Consider the following 16,081-nt stretch of genomic DNA (forward strand, 5'->3'; position numbering starts at 1 on the left):
CGCCGAGTTCGCCGACCGCGGCATCGTCGTGGTGGAGGACGCCGCGCATGCCTTCGGCTCGGTGACCCTCGACGGCACCCCGGTGGGCGCCACCGGGAACCTCACCTGCTTCAGTCTCGGGCCGATCAAGAACCTCACCTGCGGGCAGGGCGGGCTGATCGTGCCCCGCGACGCCGAGGAGGCCGAGCGCGCCCGGTCGCTACGCGGGCTGGGGATCGTCGAGACCTCCGCGATCCGCGCCGCCGCCACCAGCTACACCGTCGCGGCGGCGGGATGGCGGGAGCAGATGTCGGCGCTCAACGCCGCGATCGGCCGCGCTCAACTGTCTGGCTTCGGTGTGGTCGCCGCCCGCCGCAAACAGTTGTGGCGCGCCTACCGGACCGCGTTGTCAACAGTGAAGGGAGTGCGCGTGGTCGACGTGGACGTCGATCACGCGGTGCCGTCGTTGTGTGCGGTGCTCGTGCTCACCCAGCCCCGCGACGCGGTCTTCCATCACCTGCGAGGCCAGGGCATCGGGGTTGGGGCGCACTACCCGCCCAACCATCTCCAGCCGGCCTTCGCGACCTGGCGGCGCACCCTCCCAGCCACCGAGAGCGTGGCCGGAAAGATCCTGACCCTGCCCTTCCATCCCCATCTGGACCCCGCCGACGTCGAGCGGACCGTGGTGGCCCTGGAGTGTGCCCTGGCCACCGTGAAGGCCCTCCGGTGACCGCCGGCCACCCCCTCCGCGACCCAGGACCGGTCGATCGGTCACTCCGGTATCTCGTCGTGTGCCTGGGCAACTACTGCCGGTCCCCGTTCGCCGCGGCCGTGCTGCGCCGCCGCGGCGGCACCGAGGACAGCACCACCTCGGCCAGCCGGTCCGCCGCATCCGGCCGCCCCAACGCCCGCGCCCTCGCCGCCATCTCCCCACGCCGCCCTGGGTCGCTGATCAACGGCTCCAGCGCCTGACGCAGGCACGCCGGGGACACCTCGTCCAGCAGCGCGACCGCGGCGCCGGCCTGATGCAGGTGACGCGCGTTGTGGGCCTGCTCGCCCCCAGCAGAGCTGGCCAACGGCACCAGGATCGCCGCCCGGCCCAGCGCGGTCAGCTCCGCGCACGTGCCCGCTCCCGAGCGGGAGATCACCACATCCGCCAGGGCGAGCACATCCGGCAACTCGACGCCGAGGAACCCGGTGAGGTGGTAGCGGCCGGCGAGTTCGGCCGGCAGACCGGGGACGTGCTGCTGAAGCTCGGCCAGGTGCGCCGGGCCGCACTGGTGAATCACGTTGGCCTGGGTGAGCAGCCACGGCAGCACATCCCGTACCAGGGCGTTGATCTGCCGCGCGCCTTGCGCGCCCCCCGTCACGTACACCACGGGCAGATGAGCGGCGAAACCCCGCAACCCCAGCGCCGCCACGGCCCGCTCCGGACGCCCCGCCAGCACCTCCGGCCGCACCGGGTTTCCCGTCACCACCGTGGTCGCGCGGATCGCCTGCGGCAGCAACGACAACGTCGCCTCCGACGACACCGCCACCCGGGTCGCCACCCGCGCCAACACCCGATTCGCCAACCCCAGCCGCGTGGTCTGCTCGTGCACCACCAACGGTCGGCGCCGCAACGCGGCCGCCAGCCCCACCGGCACCGCCACGTAGCCACCCGTCGCCAGCACCGCGTCCGGCGCGAACTCAGCCACGATCGACCGCGCCTGGCCCACCCCGCGACCGGCCCGCGCCAGATTGCGCACGTTGCCCAGTGAGAACATCTGCCCACGGTCGATCTTGCCAGCCGCGATCCCCACGAACGCGATCCCGGCCTCCGCCGCGACCCGAGCCTCCAACCCGGACGCCGTGCCCACCCACACCACGTCCAGGCCCCGACCCGCCGCGGCCAGCCGGGTCCGCAACGCATGCACCGTCGTCAACGCCGGGTAGGTGTGACCACCCGTGCCACCACCGGTCACCAACAGACGGAAGGAAGAATCCGAATGATCGATCACGACAGCGTTCCCCCATCGGGGATAGACGGCACGCACGACACGGCAGCGAGCACGCCCGACCCTACCGCGCCGGACCCCAACGCCACCGTGTGCCCGTGGAGCTGGGGCCACGGGTTCACCGCGGCTACCCGCACATCCTCCTCGGCCGCGACCACTGACCAACCACTGCCGGCGATCGCGGAGCCAGCCAGTCTTCCTCCCGGAAGCGGGGAAGGCGGGGCCGGGCAGTCAACCAACGCCCAGCCCCGCCCTCAGCTCCGGACCGCACTCAGCGCAGGTCGAGCCGACCAGCCTTCACGCTGTGCACGAACGCGGCGAACGCGGCGGGCGCGAACACGAGCACCGAACCGGACGGGTTCTTCGAGTCACGTACCGCAGCTAACTCAGACACGGACGCCACCTCGACGCATGTCTGTGCCCCTTGGCTGCGCGTGCTCTTTCGCCACCCCGTGGCCGATGAAGCTGCTGACTCCCACATCGCAACCACTCCCCTCGACCCGAGTTGGGCCTGATGGTTCCCCACGACAGGTTGCCGAACGAGGGGCCAAACGACTGAGGGCGGGGACCGCCGGCCCCCGCCCTCAGTGCACACTCGCAGTCAGCTCAGGTCGAGCCGACCAGCCTTCACGCTGTGCACGAACGCGGCGAACGCGGCCGGGGCGAAGACGAGCGCCGGCCCGGCCGGGTTCTTCGAGTCGCGAACGGCCGCAGCTTCAGGCAGGCTTCCGGTGACCTCTACGCATGCCTGTGCTCCGTTGGAACGCGAACTCTTTCGCCACCCCGTGGCCACTGAAGCTGCTGACTCCCACATCGCAACCACTCCCCTCGACCCGAGTTGGGCCTGATGGTTCCCCACGACAGGTTGCCGAACGAGGGGCCAAACGACTGAGGGCGGGGGCCAACGGCCCCCGCCCTCGGTGCACGCTCACGGTCAGCTCAGGTCGAGCCGACCGGTCTTCACGGTGTTGACGAACGCGGTGAACGCGGCCGGCGTGAAGACGAGCGCCGGACCGGCCGGGTTCTTAGAATCTCGCACCGCAGCAACGTCTTCGACAGACGCCACCTCGACGCAGTTGCCGGAGCTGCCGTTGCTACGGCTGCTCTTGCGCCAGACCGCGCCGCTCAGGTCCGGGTTGATCATCCCGCACCCCTTTCTGCCCTGGGCCTAAAGCTCCGCCGCAAGGGTACTGAGCAGGGAGTTTGTGTCTTCCACTGGCAACGCCAGTTCCTGGAGGCGGCGAAAGATCCAGGTGTAGCGCTCGATGTCCTGGCGTCGTGGTGGGTAGAGCGACCCGTTGTCAAACTCCACGTAGACCGTGCTGACCTCGTCGTCGTTGGGAAATCGGAGCATCGCGAAGGGACCCGAGAGACCAGGGTGAGCGCCAGCGGTGAACGGAAGGATCTGGATGGTCAGGTTGGACCGCTCGTTCATGTCGATCAGGTGGCGAAGTTGTTCACGCATTACTGTCGGTGATCCGATGAGCCATCTGGCGACTGCCTCGCCGAGCACCATATGCAGCTCCGGCGGGTTCGGGCCGTCAAGCCGCCTCTGCCGGCTTTGCCGCAACTCAACTACCCGCGCCAAGTCGGCTTCACTCTGGTTTGGCCACGACGCCTTCGTGATAGCTCGCGTGTACTCCGCCGTCTGCAACAGACCGGGAACGTATTCGGTCTCGAAGCTCAGGATTTCGGCGGCATCCGTCTCCAGACCCACATACTGTTCGAACCAGTTCGGGACCGTGTCGCTGTAGGCGACCCACCAGCCACGGTCCTCCGACTCCTCCGCGAGACGGACGAGGGTGTCTACGAGCGGGACACCAACGCCGTACGCCTGGCACAGCAGGCGGACGTTCTTCGGCTTGATCGTCTGCTTCCCGTTCTCGATCCTGCTGATGGTCGGGTTGCTCAACCCGGACACGACTACGGCTTGATCGATCGTCATCCCTGCCTGCTCGCGCAGTCTGCGGAGTTCGCGGCCGAGTTGCCTACGTCGGATGTTCGGTCCGGGCTCGGTCATGCCGGAGTGCCTCCCTCTCTGTACTTGGGCGGCGCCCAGTCTGCACCTGAGTGGGACGCTGTTCGGACGCCCCCCACTCCCATCCCCCGATCAGTGGACTTCACTATGAAGCTTCATGGCGATAGCTTCATAGTGTCGACGATCACTCGTCGACGGCCCGCCCCGCCAGTCCTGCCCTGGGCTCCGGCGGGGCGGGTCCTTGGTCCAGTTCCTTCCCGCTCTCAACCAGTGCGGGAGGCCCACTGGGAGCCGTGGCAGGGCCAACTACCTGCCCCCTGCCGCCAACTCGGCACAGCCACGCATGGGAGGTCTTCCCGTGATCCAGCTCGTCACCTGCGGCAGTCTTGCAGCACTCCTCGGCGGCCTGATCTTCGCCATGGCCCGACCCGCACCGGCCCAACCCGTCGGCACGCCCTCGTCGCTGCCGCGTCACGCGCTCCGGCCGCGTGGGGATGGTGTGCCCGCCTCGGACCTTCTCCGCCGTCACCAGTGGACCCGTCCACTGCGGACTCGCCGCGCCAGAAGCGACAACACCGAGGCCTCGGCCGAGACTCAACGCCTGATCGAACGCACCCTGGACCGGCTTCACCGCCTCGGCCCCGCCCCCACCTACGGGTCCGACCCGGAGGCCACCACACCCCTGCCCGTGCTGCGGGAGGCCTAGCCATGGTCGTGAAATGGCGTCCCCCGCAGCCGTTGAACTCCACCCGACACCTCGTGCGGCTGTTCCGCATCGAACGCGGCCGACGCGTCCTGCGTTTCGAGGAGATCGACGAGGACGACTACTGGCAGATCGCCCCCGGCGGACCCGCCCACTACGCCGTCGGCTACGCCTACGACTACTTCCGCAAACACCACATCCCCGCCGGTCAGCGCTGGATCATCACCGTTGACGTCCTCCCCCCAACCCCCACCACCACTGGGCCGAACCACCGGCTGTGCGAGGTCCCGCTCACCGTCCCCACCGAGGACATCCTCATCGGGCAACGCATCGGCCCACCCCTGCCGATCCTCAGCTACCTCCTCCGCACCCCCTGACCAGCCCCGGCCCGGCCCAGCGTGACGCGCCCCGACCGCACCCCAGGCGCTGGGCCCCCCGGGGGGTGGCGGGGACCGGCCCCCGGACGACCACGTCCCGGCCCCGCCACCCCCACCCCATCTCGCTCCTCATCTCCCAGGCCCATCCACTCCGGAGGCTTCCCGTGACCACCACCGCGCACCAGCCCCCCGTCCCCTCAGGCCTGCCGTGGGTCGCCCACGCCGGCCAACTCCACGCCTACCCCCGCACCACCCGACCCCACCCCATCACCGTCACCACCTTCTGCGGCCTCGCCCTCCTCATCACCGAGCCTCAACCCGACACCCCGTTCCCCCGGTGCGAGGAATGCCAACACCTCGCCCACGTCATCGCCGGCTGGCAGGCCACCCACGCCGCACACACCACCACCACCCACGCCGAACGCACCACCCCGCAACCCACCCCGCACGCCTACGGCGACCGCCCACCCTGCCGACGCGGCTACGACCTCTAAGTCTCATCCGACCAGCACCGAAAGCCCCTTGTCGTGCTCACCACCAGCGAGTTCGGTCTCGCCCTGGCCGAAAGCATCGCCCTGACCGCACCCCTGCGCCTCCAACACTGGAACCAGTGCGTGAGGGTCGTCTGCTACGCCTGCGCCCGGGACAACACCATCCCCGCACCCCCACCCGGGATCACCGTGGTCGGCGACTCCCACTTCCAGCCCGGCCCACCCCTGCGGGAGCGCCACCGGCTCACCTGGTTCCTGATCCTGCTGCTCCTCCTCTCGGCAGGCCTCAGCCTCGCCTGACCCCCTGTGACACTGAAAGCGCCGATCCCTGATGCGACGCCCCACGAAAATCCTTCGGAAACTCTGGAAGATCCTCCGCCGGAAACCATCCACTGTGGACCCTCGGGTCCTGATGCCGAACCTCCGGGTGCTGCACCACCCCACCCCCGAGGAGAGCGCCGCCTGGGAGGCCTCCATGGCCCCGCTGCGTCGCCGCCGGGTCCGGGTCGTCCTGCCCATCCCGCCCCGGGCGTTGTTGGCCTACGAACTCCGACAGCGCGAACTCCGACAGGAAAACGTCAGCCAGCGCAAACACGGCCAGGCTCGACGCCGATGGTGGAGGCGAGGCCGGTGACCACGTTCGTGATCAACCTGGCCGCGATCACCGTCGACGTCATCATCATGTCCTGCGTGCTGCTGCCGCCCCTGTTCCGCCGCGCCGCCCAACTCTTCCGCCGGGTCCGCCGGGACCTCCGCCGCTGGAACCACGAACGCCGACAGCGCAGGGAACAACAACGCAGGGACGAGCCACCCACGACCCCGACGACGCAGACCACGAGGAGCACGCGTTGAAGATGCAACCGGCCGCCCGGATCACCGGTCGGCTCCGCCAGCAGGTCGCCGCCGACCTGAAGAAGAAGTACGAGAAGGGCGCGAGCATCCGTTCGCTGGCGAGGTCCACCGGCCGGTCCTACGGGTTCGTGCACAAGGTCCTCATCGAGGCCGGAGTCCAGCTCCGCGGACGCGGTGGCGACAGGCGAAAGACCACCCGAAAACGACGATGACACCAGCGCCCCTGGCGGTCCCGCACACACCCACCCCCACGGCCCTACCGCACGCACGCGAGGTCAGGAAGTATCGGCCCCGCACACGCGGGGATGGTTCGACCATGTGTTCGCCCCACCCGATGGTGGCCCAATCGGCCCCGCACACGCGGGGATGAGCCGGACAGTCGCTACCTCGCGTGACGTGGGGTGAGGCGGCGGTTTTCCCGGCGGCGCTCCTGGGAACTCCTGGCGGGAGAGACCGAGGGCGCGGAGGGCATGCATGCGGGCGCTTCACACCGACCTGGCCGCGCGGGTGCGTGGGGAGGTGCGGTTCGACGCCGGAACCCGCGCCGCCTACTCCACGGACGCCTCGAACTACCGGCAGGTGCCGATCGGCGTCGTGCTCCCGGCCACTGTGGACGATGCCGTCGCGGCCGTCGAGGTGTGCCGGGAGCACGGCGTCCCCGTGCTCGCCAGGGGTGGCGGCACCAGCCTCGCCGGCCAGTGCTGCAACACCGCCGTGGTGCTGGACTTCAGCAAGTACTGTCGCCGCGTGGTCTCGGTCGACCCCGAACGGCGGACCGCCGTGGTCGAGCCGGGGATCGCGTTGGACGAGCTGAACCGGCAGGTGGCGGAGCACGGCCTGATGGTGGGGCCGAAGCCCGCCACCCATGTCTCCTGCACCCTCGGCGGGATGATCGGCAACAACTCCTGCGGGTCGACCGCGCAGGCGTACGGCAAGATGGCGGACTCCGTGCTGCGGCTGGAGATCCTCACCTACGACGGGCTGCGCACGTGGGTCGGGCCGACCAGCGAGGAGGAGTATCAGCGGACCCTCGCCGAGGGTGGCAGGAAGGCCGAGCTGTACCAGGGGCTGCGCGCGCTGCGGGACCGGCACATGGCCGAGATCCGCACCCGCTACCCGGACATCCCGCGCCGCGTGTCCGGCTACAACCTGGACGCGTTGCTCCCCGAGCACGGGTTCAACGTGGCCAGGGCCATCGTGGGCAGCGAGTCCACACTGGCCACGGTGCTGCGCGCCGAGATCTCGCTGTTCGAGGTGCGTCCCGAGCGGGTGTTGGTGGTCCTGGGATATCCCACCGTGTTCGCCGCCGCCGACGCGGTCCCCGCCGTGTTGCCGCACCGCCCGACCGCGATCGAGGGACTGGACCGCCAACTCGTCGAGCTGGAGCACACCCAACGCATCGCGGGAGAGGCCGTCGACGCGCTCCCGCCGGGCGGTGGCTGGCTGATGGTGCAGTTCACCGCGGACGACCACGACACCGCGGCCGAGCGAGCGCGGCGGTTCGTCGAGGACATGAAGCGCCACGGCGAGGACATCTCCGTGTCCTATATGGACGATCCAGAGCACGAGGAGCGGCTCTGGCAGGCCCGTGAGGCGGCGCTGGGCGCGACCGCGTTCCCGCCCACCGGCGTCCCGACGCACGAGGGCTGGGAGGACGCGGCCGTGCCACCGGAGCGGCTGGGCGCCTATCTCCGCGACTTCCGCGAGCTGCTCCGCGAGTTCGGCTACCAGGACGCCGCGCTGTACGGGCACTTCGGTCAGGGTTGCGTGCACACGCGGATTCCGTTCGACCTGAGAACGGCCGCCGGCGTGGCCGCCTACCGCCGATTCGTGGAGCGCAGCGCCGACCTCGTCGTCTCGCACGGCGGGTCCCTGTCGGGCGAGCACGGTGACGGGCAGTCCCGGGGTGAGTTGCTGACCAGGATGTTCGGCGAACGGATCGTGGGCGCCTTCGGCGAGATGAAGGCCCTCTTCGACCCGGACAACCGGATGAACCCCGGCAAGGTGGTGCACCCCAACCCGCTGGACGGACAACTGCGGGAAGGTGTGGACTACCGGCCAGCCGAGCCCAGGGTGCGTTTCGCCTATCCCCGCGACGGCCACCGGTTCAGCCATGCCGTCGGGCGGTGTGTCGGGGTGGGCAAGTGCCGGGGTCTCGACGGGGGCGTGATGTGCCCGAGTTTCCGCGCCACCCACGAGGAGGAGCACTCGACGCGGGGCCGGGCGCGGTTGCTGTTCGAGATGCTGCGGGGCGAGGTGGTCGCCGGGTGGCGTTCGACCGAGGTCCGGGACGCGCTCGACCTCTGCCTGGCCTGCAAGGGCTGTCGCAGCGACTGCCCCGTGGGCGTGGACATGGCCACCTACAAGGCCGAGTTCCTGTCCCACCACTACGCGCACCGGCTCCGTCCCCGGTCGCACTACTCGATGGGCTGGCTCCCCCTCTGGGCGCGGATCGCGGCCGTCGCGCCGGGTGTGGCCAACGCCCTGACACATGCCCCCGTGGTGGAGCGCGTGGCGAAGTGGGTGGCGGGGATCTCCGAGGAGCGCACGCTTCCCCGGTTCGCCCGGCAACCCTTCACGTCGTGGCTCCGCCGCCACACCGCGTCAGGATCGGGCTCGCGACGGGACGCGCGAAAGACCGTCGTGCTCTGGCCCGACACGTTCTCCAACTACTTCCATCCTTCCGTGGCGCGGGCAGCCGTGGAGGTGCTGGAGGACGCCGGACTTCACGTGGTGGTCCCTCGCGCGTCCGTCTGTTGTGGACTGACGTGGATCTCCACGGGGCAACTCGGGGTGGCCCAGCGCGTCCTGCGCCGCACCCTGTCGGTCCTGCGACCCGCGCTCCGGGCGGGAACACCCGTCGTCGTCCTCGAACCCAGTTGCGCCGCCGTGTTCCGCTCCGACCTGCCGGAACTGCTGCACGGGGACGAGGACGCCCACCGGCTGGCGGGGCAGGTCCGCACCCTGGCCGAGGTGCTCACGCGGGAGGCGCCGGACTGGAGGGTCCCGGTGGGGCGGCGGGCACTGGTGCAGGTCCACTGCCACCAGCACGCCGTGCTCGGCTTCGACACCGACCGGGAGCTGATGCGGCGTTGTGGGATCGACGCCACCGTCCTGGACTCCGGATGTTGTGGCCTGGCGGGGAACTTCGGTTTCGAGCGGGGGCACTACGCCGTGTCGATGGCCTGCGCGGAGCACGGGCTGCTGCCCGCCGTGCGCGACGCCGACGAGGACACGTGCGTCCTCGCGGACGGGTTCTCCTGCCGGACGCAGGTGGAACAGGCCGACACGGGCCACGTCCCGTCGCATCTCGCCGAGGTGCTCGCCGAGGGACTGCGCCGCGAGAGGGGCCGACGCCGGACGACCGAGCAGCCCTCCGCGTCGGCTCCGCCGGGTGAGGTGCGGTGAGGTGTCGTACCGTCGGGACATGGTGCGCAAACACCTGATCGTCTCCGGCCGGGTGCAGGGCGTCTTCTTCCGGGACTCCTGCCTGCGCGCCGCGACCCGGCACGGGGTCGCCGGCTGGGTGCGGAACCTGCCCGACGGGCGGGTGGAGGCGGTGTTCGAGGGAGAACCAGGAGCCGTCGACCACATGGTGGAGTGGGCGCACAGCGGCCCGAAGGACGCCCACGTCCGGCACGTCCAGGTCGACGACGAGCCGCCCGAGGGACTGTCCGGCTTCCGCATCCGGTCCACGCCCTGGCTCGGCTGATCACCGACCCCCGCTGACCCCAGCGGCCCCGGCCGACGCTGCCCCCGACTGACCCCACCCCCGACTGACCCCGACTGACCCCACCCCCGACTGACTCCGACCACGACTGACTCCGACCACGACCGTCACGTCAGGAGCGTCACGTCAGGAGCGTCACGAACGTCCGCCCCTCGGTCACCAGACCGAGGGGCGGACGGCATCGTCACCGACGGGAGGGACCTACTTCGCGGAAGCGGTCAGCTCCGCCCAGCGGTGCCAGGGACGGAAGAACTCCTCCGGCCACTCGCGGGTCGGGGCGTCGGGCGACTCCTCCGGCCGCTCGACCGTCCGCAGCATCAGCCGGGACCCGCTCTCCTCGTCCACAAGAGACGCCGTGTCCTGACCGGTCTCGTCGTGCCGGAACGAGCCGGGAAGCCCGAACAACGGATGCAGGAGCGAGGAGACGACCTCCGACCGGGCGGGACCCGCCGGCCACTCCAGCAGCCACAGGCCCTGCGAGGCCCACGCGGTGAGCCAGGACGCCGACCGCCACAGCGCGGCGCGCCGCAGGACCGCGCTGCCCAGCTCCACCGGCCCCTGGACCCGACCCTGTCCGTCCACAACGGACTGTTCGGCCGGCGTGAGCCGGTCGGGCGACTCCTGCCAGAGCCACCGGGGCGTGGTCCCCCTGAGAGCCAACCACTCCTCGACGAAGACCACACCGGCGTGCCACACCCGCGACGAGACCCCCGCGAGGACGACCTTGGCGTCGGTGCCGAGCAGGGACAGCTCGACGCAGCGCGGGTGTTGCCGGTGGCGCAGGCCGGCCAGGCCGATCACCTCACCGTCCCGCTCCCCGGGCAGCAGGCCCAGCAGGAACGGGCCGAGCGCGTGCTCCTCCAGGTGCAGGGTGAGCGTGTGGTGCGGCTCCTTCTCCAGCTCCACCGCGCGGAAGACGTGCGCGGGTCGGGCCACGTTCACCGGGGGTCGCAGCGCCAACGGGCCACCCGCGTTCGCGGCGGCCAGCATCAGACCCGCCTCCAGCTCGCGCTGCGCCGGCGTGCTCGCGTCGGGGAACAGGGCGTGCCGCAGGTCGGCGGGGATCGCGGCGGGCCGGCCCCTGAGCAGGTCCACCAGCGGCTCGCGGTCGGCGTCGCCCAGCGCCGAGGTGACGGCGCGCACCGCCGGAACCACCTGGCTGGGAGTCTCGCCGGTGTGCTGCCGGCGCAGGTCGACGAGCTGTTGGGTGAGGGACGTGCGTGACATGACTGTCCTCGCTACCGCCGCCCGGCTCGGCAGGAGAAGGACGCCGTCTCGCGTCGTCGGTCACCAGTGCTTCGGAGGCAGGGGTGCCTCAACCCTTCGGCGGATGTGCCACCCGAGTGCCGGGGAGTGGCTCCTGCCGTGCGTCTGCCCGTACGCACGACCCACCGTAGCACCGCCCGCGAGCGAGTTCCGCACGCCGGTCGTTCGCCCTCCTGCGTCACCCCCGTTACCCTCAGGAACTTGTGTGGCACGCACCGTTATGTCTCCTGGTTTCGGCTCTGTTGACCCGGCGTGCGACCCCGGAGCGTTGGGGCCTCCGCCATCCGGAGCCGACGGAGTGTGCTTCACCCAGGCCAACACCGCCGACGGGTGCTGGATGAGGCGTCGTGAGTGGTGACGAGCAGGATCTCGACGCGTGGGGCGCGCCCGAGGTGCTGGCCAGGATCGAGCGGCTGGTCGCCGAATACGGGGGCTGGGTGGAACGCGAGGGTCGGGCATGGCATGTGCGCCCGCCCGACCCGGGCCTTCCCGAGATCCTGGTCGAGTTCGGCCGCATGGTGGTCGTCATGGTGGACGACATCGGGCATGAGGACTTCTACCCGGACGCGTTCGAGTTCGACGAGACCGCCGAGATGACCTGGGTGGAGGCCATGGTGGTCGCGGGGCTCGAAGGCGGGTGGTACCGGGTCCACGGCTACACCGCCGACGGGGTGCTGGTGGAGCGCCACGCGGAGATCGACGCCCCTGGCTGGAAGGTGCGAGCCGGATCCCTCTACATGCATCCGGACCCCGCGTTGCACAGCCAGGTGGCACGAGAGGAGTTCGAGCAACTGCCGGCGTGGCCGCGTCGATGGTGAGCCGGCAGTAGGTCATTTTTCCTCACCACACAAGGGAAAACCGAACCACCAACACCGGAAGGGCATACCGGACCGCACACTGGCGCAACACGAGCCAGCACACCGGCGCAACGCAAGAGCCACACGCCGGCGCGACACCACGGAAGCACGCGCGGGAACCCCGACGCCGAGGGAGTCGGCGTCGGGGTTCGGCGCGTGACGGGAACGTCGTGCCGGCTCAGCTCGTGGCCAGCAGGGCGGCGTGGTGCCGCTCGGCGACGCGCGGGTGGGCGCGCAGCCAGCCCTTCAGCTCGTTGTGCCCGTACTCGGCGAACAACGGGTTGCTGGGGTCGGTGGTGACCCCGGGCGCGGTGCTCGCGTGCGCGAACGGCAACGGACGGACCACGGTGTCGAGATTGGGGTTGTAGAAGAAGGGGATCGAGTAGCGCTCCACCGCCGCCGGCGGGCTGACCACGCGGTGGTTGGTGGCCACCAGGTAGCCGTTGGTCGCGACCTCCAGCAGCTCGCCGAGGTTGACCACGAAGGCCCCGGGGATCGGGGGCACGTCGTGGAACTCGCCGTCCTCCCGCTGGACCTGGAGGCCCCCGATCTCGTCCTGCAACAACAGGGTCAGGAAGCCGTAGTCCTTGTGCGCGCCCACGCCCTGGTCCGCGCCGTCGGGCGCGCGCCCCGGGTAGCGGACGAGCTTGAGGTGCAGGTGCGGGTCGGCGAACGCCTCGTCGTAGAAGTCGGGCGGCGCGCCGAGGGAGGCCAGCAGCTCGTGCAGGAGCCGGTGCGCGACCGCGCTCAGCCGGTCGATCCAGTCCAGCACGACGGTCCGCAGCTCGGGCAGGGCCGCCGGCCACTGGTTCGGCCCCTGCAACCACAGGTAGGCGGGCTCGTCGGGGCCGGGGATCCTGGCGGGGCGCTCGGCCCCGACGTCGAGCTGGTCGCGCCAGTCGGAGCGGCCGCCGGTCAGCTCGTGCCCGATGCGGGTGTAGCCGCGGAAGTGCGGGGAGTTGAGGTTGCTGATCGCGAGGCGGTCCTCGTCGGGCAACGCGAAGAACGCCTTGGTGACCCCGAACAACCTGTCGATCTCGGACTGGTCGATCCCGTGCCCCACGAGCTGGAAGAAGCCCACGTCGTGGGCGGCGGAGTGCAGGGAGTCGCGCAGCCGGGCGCGGTCGGCGTCGGCGCCGGACGCCAGGGACAGGTCGACAACGGGCAGTTGGCGGGACACGGTGGTTCCTCCGATATGGCCGAGAACGGCACTGGGACGGCACGCTCGCGCGGCACCGGGACCGTGCTGGTGGTACCACGGTCGGCTCGGTGGGGAGCGTGGATCAGTGGATCAGGTGAGGCGCCCGCGAGGGCGGGACACCGGGGAAGGCGGCCGGAAGGCCGGACGCGGGGAAGATCAGCCGCAGCGTCGGCAGGACATGCTCGTCACGCGCACGTAGTCCACGTGCCGCCGCCGAACGAGCAGAATCATGCGGCCGAGGCTACACGTCCGAACGCGGCAGCACGCACTGGGCCGGATGTGGCAAGGGTCGCAGCCAGACAGTCACGATGCGTGGTCGACTCACCACGCGCGTCCACACGGGACTCACCGGTCAGGAGCCGGCTCAGGGACGTCCGCTGTGGACTGCCGTGCGGCGGTCCTCGGGGTGGCCGCGGCGGCGAACCGCCGGGAGAGCGTGGTGAGGCGTCGGGCGAGTTCCGGCGGGGACTCGACCTCGAAGTCGAGATCCAGCAGGGCCATGGTGAACGCGACCATGTCGAACGAGTCCGTGGGCAGCTCCAGCAGGCACGAGCGCGCGTCGACGGGGGTCACGACGCCGTCGACCCGTCCGGTGAGGTCCGAGGCGGGCGCGTGCACGCGCAACCGACAGCGCAGCGGCCACATCTCGAAGCCCATGGTGCGGCGCAGGTAGGCCACGACGTCCCCGTCCGGCGGCTCCCTGTGCGGGAAGCGCGGCCCGTTGGGCGTGCGCAGGCGCATCCGGTCGACGCGGAAGGTCCGCCAGTCCGCGCGGCCCCGGTCCCAGCCGACCAGGTACCACCGCCGGCCCCACGAGACGAGGCGGTGGGGCTCGACGTCGCGCAGGGAGGAGTCCCCGTGGTGGTCGACGTAGTCGAACCGGAGCACCTCCCGCCCCCGGACCGCGGCCGAGATCGCCGTGAGGACGGCGGACTCCACCACCGGGCCGCCGTGGGGCGGCACCGCGACCACGGCATGCTCCAAAGTGGACACCCGATGCCGCAGCCGGGGCGGGAGCACCTGCTCCATCTTGGCCAACGCGCGCAGCGACGCCTCCTCGATCCCCTCGACGGTCCCCCCTGCGGCGGTGCGCAGCCCGACCACGACCGCCACGGCCTCGTCGTCGTCCAGGAGCAACGGGGGCAGCGCGGCCTCCCCGCCCAGCCGGTAGCCGCCGGCCGCCCCCATGGAGGAGTGGACCGGGTACCCCAGCCCCCGCAGCTTCTCGACGTCGCGTCGCACGGTCCTCGTCGTCACCCCCAGGCGCTCCGCGAGTTCCCTGCTGGGCCACTCACGGCGCATCTGGAGCAACGACAACAACCGGAGCAGCCGCGCTGAGGTCTCCATCACGGACACACGATGACACGGAACGAGGACGGTGGTTGTCCTACTGGGGACACAGGCTGGGGGCATGCGCGAACCCGAGCGTTTCTCGATCGACATCCCCCAGTCCGACCTCGACGACCTGGCCGACCGGCTGGACCGCACGCGGTGGCCGGACGAACTCCCGGACGCCGGCTGGTCCTACGGCGTCAACCGGGACTACCTGAGGGAGCTGGTGCGGTACTGGCGTACCGACTACGACTGGCGGGCGCACGAGGCGCGGTTGAACGCCCACCCGCAGTTCATCACCGAGATCGACGGCCAGACCATCCACTTCCTGCACGTGCGGTCACCGGAGCCCGACGCGACGCCCCTGGTCCTCACCCACGGCTGGCCGAGCACGGTCCATGACTTCCTCGACATCATCGGCCCCCTGACGGACCCGAGGGCGCACGGCGGCGACCCGGCGGACGCCTTCCACGTGGTCGCGCCGTCGGTTCCCGGCTTCGCCTTCTCCGGTCCCACGCGGGAGCGGGGGTGGGGCGTCAACCGCGTCGCCCGTGCCTGGGACGAGCTGATGAGGGGCCTGGGCTACTCCCGTTACGGCGCGCAGGGCGGGGACTTCGGCAGCATGGTCTCGCCCGAACTCGGCAGGGTGGCCCCCGACCGCGTCCTCGGCGTGCACGTCAACGCGCTCGCGAACGCCTCCACCCCGACCAGCGGCACGGACCTGGAGTGGCTGGACGAGGAGGAGCGCCGCCGGGCGCGGGAGCAGGAGATGTGGTGGTACGAGCACTCCGGCTACGCCACACAGATGAGCACGCGCCCGCAGACGCTGGCCTACGCGCTCAACGACTCGCCGGTCGGCCAGCTCGCGTGGAACCTGGAGTGGTTCGTGGACTGGGACCCCACCCAGTCGAGGCAGACCCCGATCGACCGGGACGCCATCCTGACCAACGTCACGATCTTCTGGCTGACCGGCACGGCGGGCTCGGCCGCCCGGCTCTACCGCGAGGCCGGCGCCGAGGGCTGGGGTGAACGGCCCCCGTCCTCCCCGGTGCCGACGGCGGTGGCCAACTTCCTGGGAGACCGGGCCATCCGGGGGCTGGCGGAGCTGTCCAACAGCATCACGCGCTGGACGGAGTTCGACCGGGGCGGGCACTTCGCCTCGCTCCAGGCCCCTGACCTGCTCGTCGCCGACATCCGGGAGTTCTTCCGCTCCGTCCGCGACCGGTAGGTGAGGTGGTGGGCGCGCGCGGGGATCACCCCGCGCGCGCCCACCACGCGGCCTCACGTTCCTCGCCAGGAACGACGACCGTGGGCACTC

The 16,081-nt window shown here is 70.9% G+C and carries 20 protein-coding genes; 12 read left to right on the forward strand and 8 right to left on the reverse strand.

What is annotated here, in order from left to right; all coding sequences use genetic code 11:
- Positions 1–709, forward strand: a 709-nt coding sequence (locus LX15_RS14110; RefSeq protein WP_253670029.1) for a DegT/DnrJ/EryC1/StrS family aminotransferase, incomplete at its 5' end; no start/stop codon positions are given.
- 73 nt (positions 710–782) lie between these two features.
- Here LX15_RS14110 and LX15_RS14115 read toward each other — a convergent pair.
- The 5 genes from LX15_RS14115 to LX15_RS14135 form a co-directional block, all read right to left on the reverse strand.
- On the reverse strand, positions 783–1,943 hold the full coding sequence (locus LX15_RS14115; protein WP_253670030.1) for a UDP-N-acetylglucosamine--N-acetylmuramyl-(pentapeptide) pyrophosphoryl-undecaprenol N-acetylglucosamine transferase: 1,161 nt from the start codon (positions 1,941–1,943) through the stop codon (positions 783–785).
- Positions 1,944–2,247: 304 nt separating this feature from the next.
- Positions 2,248–2,457: a DUF397 domain-containing protein gene (locus tag LX15_RS14120; RefSeq protein WP_253670031.1), complete on the reverse strand. Its 210-nt coding sequence runs from the start codon at positions 2,455–2,457 to the stop codon at positions 2,248–2,250.
- Between the two features lie 120 nt (positions 2,458–2,577).
- Positions 2,578–2,790 (reverse strand): DUF397 domain-containing protein, encoded by a 213-nt coding sequence (locus LX15_RS14125; protein WP_253670032.1) that lies wholly within the window; start codon positions 2,788–2,790, stop codon positions 2,578–2,580.
- Positions 2,791–2,910: 120 nt separating this feature from the next.
- The gene (locus LX15_RS14130; protein ID WP_253670033.1) at positions 2,911–3,120 is read right to left on the reverse strand and encodes a DUF397 domain-containing protein; all 210 of its coding nucleotides are present in this window, start codon (positions 3,118–3,120) and stop codon (positions 2,911–2,913) included.
- A gap of 24 nt (positions 3,121–3,144) precedes the next feature.
- Positions 3,145–3,996, reverse strand: coding sequence for a helix-turn-helix domain-containing protein (locus tag LX15_RS14135; protein ID WP_253670034.1), 852 nt, complete (start codon positions 3,994–3,996; stop codon positions 3,145–3,147).
- A gap of 316 nt (positions 3,997–4,312) precedes the next feature.
- On the opposite strand from LX15_RS14135, the gene LX15_RS14140 reads away from it, so the two are divergent.
- From LX15_RS14140 to LX15_RS14180, 9 genes are all read left to right on the forward strand, one after another.
- A complete protein-coding gene (locus LX15_RS14140) occupies positions 4,313–4,660 on the forward strand; it encodes a hypothetical protein (protein ID WP_253670035.1) in 348 nt (115 codons plus the stop codon).
- 2 nt (positions 4,661–4,662) lie between these two features.
- Positions 4,663–5,034 carry a hypothetical protein gene (locus LX15_RS14145; protein ID WP_253670036.1) on the forward strand — a complete coding sequence of 124 codons (372 nt, stop codon included), beginning with the start codon at positions 4,663–4,665 and terminating at the stop codon, positions 5,032–5,034.
- A gap of 164 nt (positions 5,035–5,198) precedes the next feature.
- The gene (locus LX15_RS14150; RefSeq protein WP_253670037.1) at positions 5,199–5,528 is read left to right on the forward strand and encodes a hypothetical protein; all 330 of its coding nucleotides are present in this window, start codon (positions 5,199–5,201) and stop codon (positions 5,526–5,528) included.
- A gap of 33 nt (positions 5,529–5,561) precedes the next feature.
- Complete coding sequence (locus tag LX15_RS14155; RefSeq protein WP_253670038.1) at positions 5,562–5,825, forward strand: hypothetical protein; 264 nt, start codon at positions 5,562–5,564, stop codon at positions 5,823–5,825.
- Between the two features lie 112 nt (positions 5,826–5,937).
- A complete protein-coding gene (locus LX15_RS14160) occupies positions 5,938–6,159 on the forward strand; it encodes a hypothetical protein (RefSeq protein WP_253670039.1) in 222 nt (73 codons plus the stop codon).
- The gene (locus LX15_RS14165; RefSeq protein ID WP_253670040.1) at positions 6,156–6,377 is read left to right on the forward strand and encodes a hypothetical protein; all 222 of its coding nucleotides are present in this window, start codon (positions 6,156–6,158) and stop codon (positions 6,375–6,377) included. The genes LX15_RS14160 and LX15_RS14165 overlap by 4 nt, the downstream gene beginning before the upstream one ends.
- A gap of 2 nt (positions 6,378–6,379) precedes the next feature.
- Positions 6,380–6,589: a helix-turn-helix domain-containing protein gene (locus tag LX15_RS14170; RefSeq protein ID WP_253670119.1), complete on the forward strand. Its 210-nt coding sequence runs from the start codon at positions 6,380–6,382 to the stop codon at positions 6,587–6,589.
- 262 nt (positions 6,590–6,851) lie between these two features.
- Positions 6,852–9,785, forward strand: a complete 2,934-nt coding sequence (locus tag LX15_RS14175; RefSeq protein WP_253670041.1) for an FAD-binding and (Fe-S)-binding domain-containing protein — start codon at positions 6,852–6,854, stop codon at positions 9,783–9,785.
- A 19-nt stretch (positions 9,786–9,804) separates the two neighbouring features.
- Entirely contained in the window at positions 9,805–10,089 is a 285-nt protein-coding gene (locus LX15_RS14180; RefSeq protein WP_253670042.1) for an acylphosphatase, read from the forward strand.
- 219 nt (positions 10,090–10,308) lie between these two features.
- Here LX15_RS14180 and LX15_RS14185 read toward each other — a convergent pair whose 3' ends face one another.
- Entirely contained in the window at positions 10,309–11,334 is a 1,026-nt protein-coding gene (locus LX15_RS14185; protein WP_253670043.1) for a hypothetical protein, read from the reverse strand.
- A 386-nt stretch (positions 11,335–11,720) separates the two neighbouring features.
- Here LX15_RS14185 and LX15_RS14190 point away from each other — a divergent pair, with 386 nt between their 5' ends.
- The gene (locus LX15_RS14190; RefSeq protein WP_253670044.1) at positions 11,721–12,191 is read left to right on the forward strand and encodes a hypothetical protein; all 471 of its coding nucleotides are present in this window, start codon (positions 11,721–11,723) and stop codon (positions 12,189–12,191) included.
- 217 nt (positions 12,192–12,408) lie between these two features.
- Here LX15_RS14190 and LX15_RS14195 read toward each other — a convergent pair whose 3' ends face one another.
- Together LX15_RS14195 and LX15_RS14200 are read right to left on the reverse strand one after the other, a co-directional pair.
- Positions 12,409–13,410 (reverse strand): isopenicillin N synthase family dioxygenase, encoded by a 1,002-nt coding sequence (locus LX15_RS14195; protein WP_253670045.1) that lies wholly within the window; start codon positions 13,408–13,410, stop codon positions 12,409–12,411.
- Positions 13,411–13,776: 366 nt separating this feature from the next.
- Complete coding sequence (locus tag LX15_RS14200) at positions 13,777–14,781, reverse strand: helix-turn-helix transcriptional regulator (RefSeq protein WP_253670046.1); 1,005 nt, start codon at positions 14,779–14,781, stop codon at positions 13,777–13,779.
- Positions 14,782–14,842: 61 nt separating this feature from the next.
- Between LX15_RS14200 and LX15_RS14205 the strand changes: the two genes are divergently transcribed.
- The gene (locus tag LX15_RS14205) at positions 14,843–15,991 is read left to right on the forward strand and encodes an epoxide hydrolase family protein (protein ID WP_253670047.1); all 1,149 of its coding nucleotides are present in this window, start codon (positions 14,843–14,845) and stop codon (positions 15,989–15,991) included.
- Positions 15,992–16,081: the final 90 nt, after the last annotated feature.

Source organism: Streptoalloteichus tenebrarius (genome assembly GCF_024171885.1).
GTDB classification, from domain to species: domain Bacteria; phylum Actinomycetota; class Actinomycetes; order Mycobacteriales; family Pseudonocardiaceae; genus Streptoalloteichus; species Streptoalloteichus tenebrarius.